The organism is Terriglobia bacterium (assembly GCA_035712365.1).
Taxonomy (GTDB): domain Bacteria; phylum Acidobacteriota; class Terriglobia; order UBA7540; family UBA7540; genus SCRD01.
This window is the reverse complement of record DASTAW010000053.1, coordinates 25,323-38,201: the sequence shown is the minus strand read 5'-3', so window position 1 is coordinate 38,201 and position 12,879 is coordinate 25,323. Positions and strand designations below refer to the sequence as shown.

11 protein-coding genes are annotated in these 12,879 nt (G+C 59.3%); all 11 read left to right on the top strand.

Annotated elements, in window-relative coordinates; translation table 11 throughout:
- Positions 1 to 233: 233 nt before the first annotated feature.
- The 11 genes from VFQ24_16710 (at position 234) to VFQ24_16660 (ending at position 12,841) form a co-directional block, all read left to right on the top strand.
- Positions 234 to 1,880, top strand: a complete 1,647-nt coding sequence (locus VFQ24_16710; GenBank protein ID HET9179998.1) for a DUF2586 family protein — start codon at positions 234 to 236, stop codon at positions 1,878 to 1,880.
- A gap of 9 nt (positions 1,881 to 1,889) precedes the next feature.
- Positions 1,890 to 2,441: a hypothetical protein gene (locus tag VFQ24_16705; protein ID HET9179997.1), complete on the top strand. Its 552-nt coding sequence runs from the start codon at positions 1,890 to 1,892 to the stop codon at positions 2,439 to 2,441.
- A 21-nt stretch (positions 2,442 to 2,462) separates the two neighbouring features.
- Complete coding sequence (locus tag VFQ24_16700) at positions 2,463 to 2,927, top strand: hypothetical protein (protein HET9179996.1); 465 nt, start codon at positions 2,463 to 2,465, stop codon at positions 2,925 to 2,927.
- Positions 2,924 to 4,243, top strand: coding sequence for a hypothetical protein (locus VFQ24_16695; GenBank protein ID HET9179995.1), 1,320 nt, complete (start codon positions 2,924 to 2,926; stop codon positions 4,241 to 4,243). The genes VFQ24_16700 and VFQ24_16695 overlap by 4 nt, the downstream gene beginning before the upstream one ends.
- 54 nt (positions 4,244 to 4,297) lie before the next feature.
- Complete coding sequence (locus VFQ24_16690; protein ID HET9179994.1) at positions 4,298 to 4,837, top strand: hypothetical protein; 540 nt, start codon at positions 4,298 to 4,300, stop codon at positions 4,835 to 4,837.
- Between the two features lie 53 nt (positions 4,838 to 4,890).
- Positions 4,891 to 5,316, top strand: coding sequence for a hypothetical protein (locus VFQ24_16685; protein HET9179993.1), 426 nt, complete (start codon positions 4,891 to 4,893; stop codon positions 5,314 to 5,316).
- 43 nt (positions 5,317 to 5,359) lie between these two features.
- Complete coding sequence (locus tag VFQ24_16680) at positions 5,360 to 10,177, top strand: OmpA family protein (GenBank protein HET9179992.1); 4,818 nt, start codon at positions 5,360 to 5,362, stop codon at positions 10,175 to 10,177.
- Positions 10,178 to 10,185: 8 nt separating this feature from the next.
- Positions 10,186 to 10,596 (top strand): hypothetical protein, encoded by a 411-nt coding sequence (locus VFQ24_16675; protein HET9179991.1) that lies wholly within the window; start codon positions 10,186 to 10,188, stop codon positions 10,594 to 10,596.
- Positions 10,597 to 10,604: 8 nt separating this feature from the next.
- Positions 10,605 to 11,597 (top strand): hypothetical protein, encoded by a 993-nt coding sequence (locus VFQ24_16670; protein ID HET9179990.1) that lies wholly within the window; start codon positions 10,605 to 10,607, stop codon positions 11,595 to 11,597.
- An 89-nt stretch (positions 11,598 to 11,686) separates the two neighbouring features.
- The gene (locus tag VFQ24_16665) at positions 11,687 to 12,490 is read left to right on the top strand and encodes a phage baseplate assembly protein V (GenBank protein ID HET9179989.1); all 804 of its coding nucleotides are present in this window, start codon (positions 11,687 to 11,689) and stop codon (positions 12,488 to 12,490) included.
- An 18-nt stretch (positions 12,491 to 12,508) separates the two neighbouring features.
- The gene (locus VFQ24_16660) at positions 12,509 to 12,841 is read left to right on the top strand and encodes a hypothetical protein (protein HET9179988.1); all 333 of its coding nucleotides are present in this window, start codon (positions 12,509 to 12,511) and stop codon (positions 12,839 to 12,841) included.
- Positions 12,842 to 12,879 lie beyond the last annotated feature (38 nt).

Sequence of the window (12,879 nt, the reverse complement as noted above, 5' to 3'; positions counted from 1 at the left end):
CCGCTTCAGACGCCATCCCTTCCTTCAACCCTGTTAGCTTCAAGCACTCGCTCTGGTCTAGTTTTACTCCGTCCTGCTGGTCTAATTTTTCTCCGCCCTTGACACCCCTGCTTTTGACAACATCGCCGTGCTCTATCTGCGTCTGGCGCGCAGCGCGGCGACCTGAGGAATTCTGTAGATCAAATTTCGTTGGCTCCAGCAGCTAACCGCAATCGAAGAAGGAGAGGTACAAGATGGGCAATATGATACTCCCCGGAACCTACATCGAAGTCCGCGCGGAAGGGCTGATTCGGCCCGGCCCCATCACGGTCGGCAATGTGGGCGTCGTTGGCACCGCCGCGAAAGGGAAGGTAGGTGTGGCGATCCCGCTCAGCAGCTTTTCTGACGCGCAACAGAAGTTTGGCGCCTACGACGCGTGGGTCGATGGTCACGGCGACGAACTCACCCTGGTGCGCGCCCTGGAACAGGCTTTCAACCATGGAGCGACCACGGTGTTTGCCGTGCGCGTGGCCAGCGCCGCCAATGCCACGGCCAGCTATACCGTGCAATCGGCGAGCGGCGACTGCGTCCGTCTGGACGCGCAGTCGCCCGGCGAGTGGGGCAACGAGCTTACCATCAAGATTGAAGCCGCGGATGATACTGCCTTTGTTTCTGGAGAACGACCCCAGCCGCCGCTGCCTCTGAAACTGAAGCATCCCCCCCTTGCGAGTGCGCGCAACCGCGCGACTCTGCACATAGACGCCACCAATACCACCAGAGCGCTCAAAATCGTCACCGGAGTTCCCGCCGCCGGCGAGGTGCAACTGGATGCTGACGGCACCATGCATTTCGGCGACGCGATCCTGCCCGCGGACACGGTGACCGCCTCCTACCTGGTGGACAAGGCCAACGCGGTCAAAGTGACCATCCAACTAGGCTCTGCCAAGAAGGTTTTCACCGTGGTGGATGGCAGCGACCTGGTCCAGGACATCAACGATCCGAATCAGGATCCCGCGTCGGCCTGGGTCAAAGCAACGGAACTGGCCCACAAAGACGAAAAGCCCTCCACCGTAGACCCGCCGGCCGGCTTCAAGGGCGGCCTCAACGGCGAAGACGCATCAGATGAAGACTACAAGAGCGGCCTGGATGCCCTGCTCAACGAAGAGGCCCACATTATCGTAGCTGCCGGACAGGATGACAGCTTCTGGGCAAAACTCGACCAGCACTGCCAGACCGCTTCCACTGACTCCATAAAGCGCGATCGTATCGGGGTGATCGGCAGCCGGTTCGGCGCCACCCTGGATGATCTCCGCGGCCACAACATAGACAGCGACCGGATGATCTTCGTTGCTCCCGGCATCAAGACCACTGACGCTGCGATTAAGAAACCAGTGATCCTGCCCGGCGCCTATACAGCAGCAGCGGTGGCCGGAATGCTCGCCGGCCTGCCCGCTCACGTCAGTCCCACGAACAAACCTCTTTCCGTGGATGACCTTCAGCACTACTACACCAATGCGGAGTTGGAGCAGTTGGTCGAGGCACGGGTGTTTACCATCGAGAAGCATAACGGTTTCCGCGTCCTGAAGGGAATCACCACCACCACCGGGTCAGCCTTCTCACAAGTCACCACCCGCCGCATCGTGGATTACGCCAAGTTCGGCGTGCGGTCGGCCGCAGATCCTTTTATCGGCCTGCTCAACAATGAACGAGTACGAGGGGCCTTGCGTGCCAGCATCAATGCTTTCTTGGTGCAAATGGTCAACGACGAGATGCTTATCGGTTATGAACTGACTGTGACTGCAACTCGTGACGAACAGATCCAGGGAATTGCACGGGTCACCATGACTTTACAGCCTGTGTTCAGCATCGACTTCATTAAAGTAACCATGTTTTTGGAGTAAGGAGACGCCATGGCAATGACAAATGTCTATACCGGAGCGAACGGTACCCTGCTCTTCATGTCCAACGGCACTCAGACAGAAAATGCCGACACGGACGCCTTGATCGCACAAGCTATGTACGACCTGGCTGTAGTTGGGCGGGTGACAGGCGTGGAAGTGCACGTGAATACTGATCTCCAGGGCTATTACCAGATCGGGCAGCGCCACCCCGTGTCTCTGCACCCAGAGAACATCCACATCAGCGGCAAAATCAACCGTGCCTACATCAACGGAGCACTCTTGTTTCTGTTACTGGGGCGCGGCGCCAACCCCAACCAAATTGCCGAACCCTATGTACAGCCCACATTGCAGATGCAAGTGGTCCTTCATGACACCGCGGTGCCGGGCACGCGGTCGGTGCTCACGCTCGAAGGAGTGAAATTTGAGAACTGGGCATTTTCGCTGCCTGAAGACGATTTTGTTATGGAAAACGTCTCCTTTAAAGCCCTGCACGCGCGCGTGCAAGATGAAGAGGGCACGGCTGAAGATAACCGTCAAGTCAAGGTTCCTTTTAAAGCGTAAGCCTGGGAATGAGGTTGCTGTATGGCTCTAACCGCAGAAGAACTGCTGGCCGGCGGCGCGGTCACCCACGAGGTGGAAATACCCGTCGCTCTGCTCGGCGAAGGAAGCCCTGGCAGCTCCAGGGTGGCGCTACGGCCCCTGACCGTGCGCGACCTGCAGAAGATCGCCAGCGCCTCCCGCGACGATGAAACTCTCAGCGCGGCGCTCATGATCCAGCAGGCACTGGTGGACCCGGCGCTGAAATTCGAGCAGGTCTCGCAACTGGCCGCAGGTCTGGCCCGTTTCCTGGTCGATCAGATCAACGCCATCAGCGGCGTCAACAGTCCCAGGGAAGAGCTGCAGGAAGCGGTCCAGGCACCGCTGGCCAGGGCGTGTTTCGTGCTGGCCCGGGAATTCGGCTGGACTCCCGAGCAGGTCAGCGCCATGACCATCGGCCAGATTCTTCTCTACCTGGAAATGTCACAGAAGAATGGCAGCGCGAAATGACCACCGTGACTGACATCTTCGCCGGATGCCTGCGCGCACGGACTTCGCTGGGAGGCCGGGCGCCCCGTCGGTATTGTGCGGACCTGAGGAGCGTCACGCAGCCGCATCAGGCGCTGGCGCGAGCCAGTTCATGGATGCAGGCGTTGCGCCGTGGTCTTCCCGCTCTTACTCCGGCTTCGGACTACGGTGCGCTGCTCGGCGCTTTGGCCGATGCGCTGCTGCAACCGCAAGAGCGGGCCATGCCGGGAACCGCTCGGCGCGCGCCGAGAAGAGGTGTGTCCGATGATTCCGAACGGCGGTCCAGGGCAGAAACGCGAGCGCCGGCTGGGCGGAACGGTTCCGGCAATGCCCGCAACTTCACCGGCCTGGGCCGGTTTGACCGGATTGGCGGAGCAAGCGCTGCGGACTCCGCCGGCGCCAGGCGAGGCCGGTCCGCGGCCATCGTTGGCCTTCGGAAGGCGCAGCGGGCAAGCGCGGCGTCTTCACCCGGTGTGGTTTCACGTTTAACGGATCCATCGGGCATGCAGGGGGCGGCGGTGGCGACGGGCCAGATGGGAACGCTCGATGAACTCCTGTCAGAAGCGGCGGTGCGCGATTGGCAGAACCGGCTGGTCCGCAGGGCGATCACACGATTGCGGTCTGCTGCGGCCGAAAGTGGAATCAGCTATTTGTATTCTAACGGCCCTCCTGCCTCTCGTGCTGAAGAAGTCACACAGCGGACGGATTTGCACTGGTTGCACGAGTCCTGGAGCAGCCTCGTCGAAGGGCAGAGTGCGACGGCGGATGTGCTCTCATGGGCCGTGAATTTACAGCGGGACCTTCCGTTGGAACAGGCCGGCGTCCCGCAGCCGGAGTTCGGCGCGCGGCGTCCCGACATGCAACCAACCACAAGCGCGGCACAGACCCCAGGCCGGGCGCAGCCCAAGGCTTCGCAACCAAAGCTTGTTTCTGTGGCTGGATGGAGCGAACTCTCGAACGACGGATTTCCTGATTCAGTTCCTGGCGCCGATGCGCTTGCAGGCCAACGGAATGCCGCCGAACCGTGGCTGCAAACTGCGACAACAGCGGCGCGTGAGCTGGCGGAGGAATTGCTTTCCCGCGCTCATGACGAAATCCGGGTTCCTTCGCCGGTCGCTTCCATGCGCACCAGTGCGTCGCAGAAACCTCGACCGACCCCCGCCACCAGCGATACCAGGACGGAAATGCCGCTGTTGCACCGGCAGGAGCTCGATGCCCCTGAAGATCTCAGTGCATTTGCCGGCAAGATGAAGCGCGTCCTGGATGAGGAAGCCAGGCGCTACGGAATTGATGTTTGAACGGAATGGTCGGCGGGGAGTTTCTGATACTGGTGCCGGCCTGAGAAGAAGCAGATGCGACCGATGCTCGACAATCTGGAACTGCCGCAGGTGCAGGCGATCACAACCTGCGACCGCCGCAGCCTGGCGGAGCACAAGCCGCCCGGCATGACCGGCAGCCTGCTGCAGAACATGGGACGCCAGCCCACCCAGCTTCTGGTGTGGGGCGTGGCCAGCGGCAGCGGCGCCGATCAGTTTGCCCAGGATCTCGATAAGAAATTCCGGGATGCAAAGCCGGTGCCCTTCACATCGGACATCGTGGCGGATTCAAAGATTGACAACGTGCTCATCGACGATCTGCGGCTGCAACAGCTGGCAGGCAAGCCGGAGATGTACGGATATGTGCTGCTACTGCGCGAATTCATCCAACCAGCGGCGCCCGAAGAGGTTTCCGCGCTGGATGCCGGCATCCTCAGTGACGCGCAGAACCTGCTGGGCGGCATCCTTGACGGCCTGAACCTTGCGCAGCTCCTTGTGAGTGGCCTCGAGCGCTTCGTCCCCATATTCAGCAGGTTCCTGGACCAGTTGCAGCAGGGCGGTCCCGGCAATCCATGACCGGCGGGACCGCAGGAGAGAAATCCGGTTGAAAGTTGTAAGGAGAAAACAAAATGCCAAGCCCAACGTTATATGACGATTTGAAGAACGCGCTGAATCAGTTCAAAACGTTTCTTGACGCTAACGTGGCAACCATCAAGCCCGCAATCCAGGCGTTGAAACAGATACCGCAGGTCGGCCCACAGATCGGGCAACTGGTGACTAAGCTGATCGGCCTGCTCACAAGCCTGAAGACCCAGATCCAGAACCTGAATGTCGGCGGCATTCAGGGGCTCGCACAGGTCGCTGGATTCTCAGGGGCTGCCAAGACGCTTCTGCAGACTGCCGAGACCCTTCTGCCGGACCAGAAAGCCGCCATCGACGATGTGTTGAACGTCGTGAACGTGGTGACCGGGTTGCCGTCGCTCGACGCTGTGAAAAAGGACATCACCGACCTGATCGACGCGATCGTCGGCGACCTCAACGCGCTTAACGCTTAAACAGTAAAAGCGCCAGGCAGTACACCTGGCGGAAGAGTAAGACATGCCGGCCAAACCCATGCTCGATGACATCGAGCTACAACAGGTCCAGAAGATCGACGCGGAAGAGAGTGAAGCCGTCAGCCGCCATAGTGTGCCCGCGCTCGACGGCGACTTTCTTCAGGACCTGGGCCGGCGCGCGGTCCGCATTGAATTGAATGGCGTGCTCACCGGTCCCGAAGCGGCCGGCGGGTTGAAGAAGTTGCGGGAGAAGTTCCAGGGCACGGAGCCTGTGCCCTTTGTGGCCGATATTGCCACGGCCACGCAAGTGGACCAGATGCTGATCGAGGAACTCAACGTTCGTGAGCTGGCAGGGAAGCCCGAGCGCTTTGAGTACGCGGTGGCGCTGCTCGAATTCATTCCTCCACCGCCGCCGGCAGTGGCGCCGCCCCCGCAGCCTCCCCCTCCTCCGCCTCAGGTGGACAAAGCGACGCTGGTCGTGGAGGTCATCGTTGATGGCCAGCCAAACTTCGACTTCAGCACCGTAACAGTATCGGCAGATGGGCCCCAGAGCGGCGGGACGCGCACCACGCGCGTCTTGACCAATCGCAACAATAATGAGTGGACGCAAACAGATTTGCCGGCGGGCCAGTACACCGCTCAGGCAGTGGTCAGCGCGCCGCAGGCGATGTCCGGGTCGGCCGGCGCCACGCTGCAAAACGGGCAGACCACCAGGGTCACCATCCACCTTACGCCGGGCGCGGTGATTGCGCAGATGTTCGTGGTGACCTTCGCCATGGACAAGGCGTTTATCGAACCGTGCATGCGCGAGGTATTACGCGACGCGGCGGAGTTTGCCCGCAACAATCCGACCGCAAAACTGCTCATTTCCGGCAATACCGACCAAGTGGGTTCGCCGGGAGTGCTCACCAACAGCGATCCCTACAATCAATCTCTGTCAGAGCGCCGCGCCCGCGCCGTGTTTGCTTACCTGACGTTTGGACGTGATCGGACAGGCGCTGTGGCCGAATGGCAGCAGTTGCGCCAGCATCAGACTGTTTCGCATCCCACGATTCAGGACAACTGGGACCTGCACCAGGTCCAATACATGCTTCAGGACCTGGAATTCTATCCCGGCATTATCGATGGCCAGGATGGTCCTCTTACGCGCGAGGCCATCCGCGCTTTCCGTTGCCACGTGGGGTTGCCTCCCGGCACGACCATGGACGATCCGACATGGGAGGAACTGATCAAGGCCTATCTGGGCCAGGACTCGCTGAATGTCCTTGAAAGCCAGTTTTTTTCCAACTGCCCGGGAGAAATTCTGAAGTGGACGGGTGTTGCTTCCCAGGACCCGGTGGTGAACGTACATGCGGCCAAGCGTCAGAACCGCAGGGTCGAGTTGCTCTTCGTTCATGCAACCCAGCTTCCATGTCAGATTCCGCAGCCGGACACCTTCAATCTGCCCGCTGCTGGAGCGGTCAACACCAGTTGGTGCCTGGGGCCGGGAGACGTGCATCATCGGGCCTGCTTCGTGGTGCCGCGCCTCCCTCCAGGCGGCCAGCCCCAGGGCAACGAATGGCTTCGCCAACCCGTTCATCCCGGTACGTTCACGGTGCAGGGAACCATTGTTTTCGATGACGGGACCCCTTACGCGCAAAAGAACTTCGTCCTCATTGCTCCTGATGGAACCAACAAAGCAGACGAACGGTCCACCGGCGAGCCGGTGCCCGCGCGCACCGATGCGAACGGCGCCTTCCAGTTTGCCGATCTGCCGTTCGGCGTGTACATCCTGGAAGTGAGGCACGAAGTCAGCGGCCACCGGGTGCCTGTTCTGGCCCGGCTGCAGGAAGAGGATGACAGCGCGGCCCGTGGCTCCATTGTCTGCAAGGAAATGAACGCCGATACAGACCGGCTGAATGTTGTCATTCTGCACGATCCCGTTCTGCGCGAAATCCGGGTGCCGGTTGTGGTGCACATGATGACTGCATTGCATCCGCTGACACGCGCGGTGCGCACCTGCCCGTCGGCCGGCGGGCCCCCAGAGCGCCAGGCGACTGCCCATACCGACGCTGAAATCCGCGCCGCGTTTGACGCCGCCAACCAGATCTGGCGGCAGGCGCGCATCCATTTTGAGCTGAATGACGCCGACATCGCCCATGAGACCTATTCGTTTCGCACGGAATGTGAGGTAGACGACGCCGAGTTTGAAATTCTGCTGGACCGCGCCGCGGATTCCCTTCCGGGCGTGCTCAACGTTTTTTTCTTCGGCGACCTGGCGGGAAATGGCGAGGCCGGGTTCGGCATTTCTGTTGAGAACGGGGCCTCGCAGGGAATCGCGGGTTGCGCGGTGGGAGATCGTTTCCAGACCACGATTCTCGGCCCACCGCTGAGCGTTGCCCTGAATGCCGACCAGACGTCCCAGGTGCTGGCCCACGAACTGGGGCATTATCTCAATCTCGACCATGTTACCGACACTCCAGCCAATGCCGGACGCCTCATGCTTCCGGGTACGCTGGCAGGCGACAACCGCACCTTAATTCAGGATGAGGTGGACCGCGCCCGCGCTTCCCAGGGAGCGCATGATGATTGTGTGCCCCTCACGCTGAGCGTTTCCGGCGCGGGCGTGACCAGAATCGGGGCATCGCTCAGCAACCGCTTCATTGCGATTCTAGGTTCAGCCGGCCCGGTGACCGTGGACGCCCACATCCCAGACCGCATGATTGATCCGAGCGTGGGAACGCTCACCATGACGGGCGGCGATGCCGGCGCGAATAACCTCCAGCGGACAGTGGCCACAGATAGCGTGTCGGGCAACAGGACCGTGGAAGTGGTCGCTACTTATACGCCGGCGGGCGGGGGCCAGCCGGTGACCCGCCGGGTCATTCTTCTGGTTTCCAGCTTTCCGGAGTTGCGGGTGGAGGGCGCACGAAGAATAGGAGCGGCCAACAGCACCATCTTTATTACTGAAGGCTCGCCTACCGAAGTTGTAACCGTGCATGCGGACCTGGACCCAGCCCCCTTTGCCATACCCTCAGACTTGATCCGATGGGCGGGCGGCAATGCAGTTCCTGACCCGCAGTTGCATACGGTTTCCCGCGCCGCAGCGGCGGAAACCGTGTTAAGCGCAACGATCGCAGGAGTCACTCGCTCAGTTACGATCAGAGTGTTCCTCATTGAGGCAGTTGCGCAAGCCACAGCGGCGGCCCAAGCTCTGACATTTGTTCGCTTTGGGATTTGGGACAATGCCTACGATGCCGTTCAAAATGTAAGAAACAATGCGGCAGAAAATGACAACTTTGTAGGAGCTGACAAGCGCAAGTTCCATTTCCGTGTGTCCGACCCAACCGCGGCAGGCACGCAAATATCACTGAACTGGAAAACATTGACCGCAGGGCAGGGAAATGACGATGCGCCGGCGGTCCAATCATTGACGTTGGTTGAGCTGGCTCCGGGATCCAAGGTGTTTGTCTCAAAAGCCGTCATGCTCGTAACCGACGATACCGACCGTGACTTCCCAACCCACAGTGGATTTACGCCTCCCGCGCCCGATGCCGGGCTCCGGAATGCCGGGCAAAGCAACCATCGCACCCGACGCGCAGCTATCGACGGCTTCGTCCGCGCGGAATACTCACCTTCCGGTGGGGGTATTGTCTCTCTCACGTTGCCATTATTTGAGCGCAGGATGAGATTTTCGACTTCCGACTCGACCGACAATGTGGTGCCCGGTGTTTCTACCTTGACCCCGGCGGCCATGTCCGGAAGCGTTTTAGGGCTGAACTGGTCGATCCATGTGGGGCAATCGTTGACGATTGACACAGGCGCCAACCAGGAGGAGGTGGCAGTAACTGCAGTCACTGCGACCACATTTACGGCCAGGTTTGCCAATCCGCACAATGGAACAGCATCAGCGTTCCAGATTCAAGGCTTTATGACAAGGTTTTCCACTTCCGATTCCACCGATAATGTGGCCCCGGGAATATCTACGTTGACTCCTACTGCTATGTCGCCGTTGATCCGGGTAGGAGCCGCTTTAAGCATCGATGCCGGCATAAATGAGGAGGTGGTCGCAGTTACGGCAGTTGCAGCAACGACATTTACCGCCGTATTCACGAAGCCCCACAATGGAACCACCGCCGCATTTCCCATCAGCGTCATTGCCGACGAACGCAAGAGAGTAAGTGCACGCGTATTGAGGTATTTGAATGGGGCATTTCCAGCCTTGATACCTGCAACCGACCCGGAAATAGCCAATCAGTTCCGACATGCCAATCGGCGCTGGAATCAGGTTGGAATTCAGATTGATCCCCAGCCAACTGCTGATCGTGTTATACCGGCGGCAGCGATTGATGCTACTGGCGTGTATGGCGGCAGTGCAAACAACCCGCAGGAACAGGCTGCCCTGGGTGATCTGATTCCTGTCACGCCCGATGACACACTTACGGTAGTATTTGTCAGTCTCAGTGCCGCTAACGCTTATTCCACAACCTTTCCACGGGTGCCAATTCCGCTGCCCGCCGGCGGCACAGTAACTTTAGACAACCGCCATTTCGTGTTTATCAACACTGGTTTGAATTTGGAGAACGAAACATTAGGCCATGAGTTACACCATGTGCTATTCAATCGCGGGGACGGCGCGGTACCTCGCCAGTTTTTCACATTTAATACCAATGCTCCTCTCGGTTTCGGCATCCCTCTGCCTGACGTCAAAATTTACCGCCGTATTCAGAATTTTCATACTCCAGACCCGGATAACGACCCTAACAACAACAATGTCATCAACTGGGCCAAGCGGCTGCGGACGGCCCGGTTCCCAATCGCGGGTGATCTGAATCCGGCGGCCGACAATACGACTGGAAACCGGCTGGCTGGAGATTTTTAGAGGAGCCTATGGACACGAATCTCGAGGACATGAAAAAAGACATCTTGGAAATCGTGGGAGGCAATTTCTCACCTGATTCGGTCGGACCTGATCGATACGCTGCTATCGTGTCACGTGTGCGCTCGCAGGCTGCAGAATATCTGAACGTCCTGGAATCCTTGTTCTTGGGAACCAATTTTGATGCTGTCGCGCATTCAGAACTTTACATACCAGCATTTCTGATGATGGTTGCCGACGTTGAACCGGATCGTGTCCGTAGCGTGGCAAGGCAACTGGTGAAACAGTTTGACTCCGTGCTGGTGATTCATGACGCGATCAAAGACAAACAGGCACTTTTCCAGGCTCTGCCGCCAGAAACTACACTCATGGCGCGCCGCCTGGAGCAGCGTCGGACACAACTCAAGAACCTAATGAGTTAAAAGCATCTATGCTGACCCCATCCTACAAACTGACCATCGGCAGCAAGCGCGTTGACACCACGCACGAGCCCAAGGCCAGCACCGCCGTGGACCTGCGCGTGGAGCTTGGCATGGACGCGCCCGCCGACCGCTTCATCGTGGAACTGGGACAGGTGAACGGTCTTCATCCCGCAGTGGACGACGATCTTACGGTGGAACTTGGCTACGCCGACAACGGCGGTTTTACGCAGGTGATGGCGGGCAAGATTGTGACCGTGGAGCCGGGCATCACCCGCAACCGCGTGATTGGCTACACGGCCGCGCAGAAGCTGCTCCACAGCTTTACCGAAAAGACTTTCGAGAGCAAGACGGCGGGCGCGATCGTCCGCGATCTCTGCAGCCAGGCCTCTGTGGATGTGGCCGCGGTGGAAGACGGCATCAATTTCCCGGCGTACGTGGTGGACGGGCGCCGCAGCTTCCATCGCCACATCAGCAATCTGGCTGGGCTTTGCGGTTTCGACGCGTATTTCAATTCTGACGGCAAGCTGGTCTTTCAGAAGTTCACCACGGGGAATGCCGTGCAGATTTTTGAGCATGCCAGGCACGTGCTGGAGTTGAAAGTGAAGAGAGCGCCGACCTGGGCTGAATCGGTGGAAGCCTTCGGCGAAAGTCCAACGGGCAGTCAGGGGGCCGATGCCTGGCCGTGGCTGACCAAGGATTTCAGCGGGTCCAAAGGAAGCTCCGGATCAGGTTCGCCGGAACTGCTGCTGGAGCGCCCGGTTTTGCGCACGCATGAAGCGGCGCAGGCCGCCGCCGACGCGGCCCAGACGCGCCTGCAGCGGCGCAAACTCGAAGGCTGGGTGCTGACCATCGGACGCCCCGGCGTGAAACTCGGCGACGCCATCCGGTTTCGCTCCATGCCGGATTCCAGTCTGAACACAGACTTTCAGGTGCGCAGCGTGGTCCATGAGATTACCAAGACAGGAGGATTTACGACCAGGGTAGGGTTCAGGGCAATTTGAAGCAGTAAAGCCTTTTCACCGCGCAGGACGCAAAGGAAGAACAAAGATTTTTCATTGCCGGTTCGGGAAAGGTTGAAGGCACGCAGAATATGAGCACGATCATTGACACAATTCAGGAGATCATCCGCCACGAGTTGAGAAACGTCCGGATCACGGAGCTGGGGCTGGTGGATGCCGTGAATCCGCACAGCGCCAGTGGCGACAGTGACAACTACGGTTGTGACGTCCGGCTGAAGAACAGTGGCCTGCTGCTGAAGCATGTGCCGGTGGCTACCGGACATATCGGTACGGCGGCCATTCCCAACATAGGCGACCTGGTCCTGGTGGGGTTCGACAAAGGCGATGTGAACCAGCCGGTGATTATTGGGAGGTTGTACAACGATGCCGACCGTGCGCCTCTTAATGACTCCGATGAGGTGATCTTCCGTCTGCCTCTGGCGGCCGCTGATGACAAGACCATCAAAGCAGCCATCCGCAATCATCAAGACAATTCGCCGCCCCGGGAGATGATCGTGGAAATGCCTCCCAAGATCACTGTACGCATGAACGACGGTACTGTGCAGGCCACAGCGGGCAAGAGCGAGATGACTCTCGACCAGACGAACGCGACCGGCGGCACGGTCATCATTATGGCCGGACAAACCAAAATCACCATGAACCAGGATGGAGACGTGATCGTGGAGGCCGCCGGTGCCATGACACTGAAGGCCAACGACGACATCAGCATTGAAGGTATGAACGTGAACATCAAAGGCCAGTTGCAGGTGAACATTGAGGCGCAGACTCAGGCATCTTTCAAAGGCAACACCAGCGCAATTGTGGATGGTGGCGCTTCGGCGACCTTGCAGGGAGCAACCATTGCAGTGAATGGAATGACTTCATTTTCTGTTTAGGAGCATGGAGAAGGACTTATGCCAGGATTTCCGGTCACTATCGGTTGCACAGTGATCGTGACCCCGGGCGCCTCGGGGCCGCCGGATACGGGAACGATCGTCGGCATCTTTCCGCCGGTGATCACTGCAGGCGGCATGCCGCTGGCGACCTCCGGCTCGCTCTGCCTGATGATCAACTCAGTATGGGGCTTCCCTTATCCGCTGGTCATTGGCCCGCTGGGCAGTTCGGGAGTGAGCGTGGGTGGACGTCCTCTGGTGCGCATGGGAGATTTCATTCCCAGTCCGCCGGGGATTCTTTCCATTGTCGGGCCCCCGGCGGCCCCGTTTGTAACCGACCAATGGCCGCCGTAAAGCCATAAGTAAAGGTAGAGGGAAAAGCCATGCTCATT

Excerpts from the sequence above, each read along its gene's own strand:
- VFQ24_16710 (HET9179998.1), top strand. The coding sequence starts at position 234 with ATGGGCAATATGATACTCCCCGGAACCTACATCGAAGTCCGCGCGGAA.
- VFQ24_16705 (HET9179997.1), top strand. The coding sequence starts at position 1,890 with ATGGCAATGACAAATGTCTATACCGGAGCGAACGGTACCCTGCTCTTC.
- VFQ24_16700 (HET9179996.1), top strand. The coding sequence starts at position 2,463 with ATGGCTCTAACCGCAGAAGAACTGCTGGCCGGCGGCGCGGTCACCCAC.
- VFQ24_16695 (HET9179995.1), top strand. The coding sequence starts at position 2,924 with ATGACCACCGTGACTGACATCTTCGCCGGATGCCTGCGCGCACGGACT.
- VFQ24_16690 (HET9179994.1), top strand. The coding sequence starts at position 4,298 with ATGCGACCGATGCTCGACAATCTGGAACTGCCGCAGGTGCAGGCGATC.
- VFQ24_16685 (HET9179993.1), top strand. The coding sequence starts at position 4,891 with ATGCCAAGCCCAACGTTATATGACGATTTGAAGAACGCGCTGAATCAG.
- VFQ24_16680 (HET9179992.1), top strand. The coding sequence starts at position 5,360 with ATGCCGGCCAAACCCATGCTCGATGACATCGAGCTACAACAGGTCCAG.
- VFQ24_16675 (HET9179991.1), top strand. The coding sequence starts at position 10,186 with ATGGACACGAATCTCGAGGACATGAAAAAAGACATCTTGGAAATCGTG.
- VFQ24_16670 (HET9179990.1), top strand. The coding sequence starts at position 10,605 with ATGCTGACCCCATCCTACAAACTGACCATCGGCAGCAAGCGCGTTGAC.
- VFQ24_16665 (HET9179989.1), top strand. The coding sequence starts at position 11,687 with ATGAGCACGATCATTGACACAATTCAGGAGATCATCCGCCACGAGTTG.
- VFQ24_16660 (HET9179988.1), top strand. The coding sequence starts at position 12,509 with ATGCCAGGATTTCCGGTCACTATCGGTTGCACAGTGATCGTGACCCCG.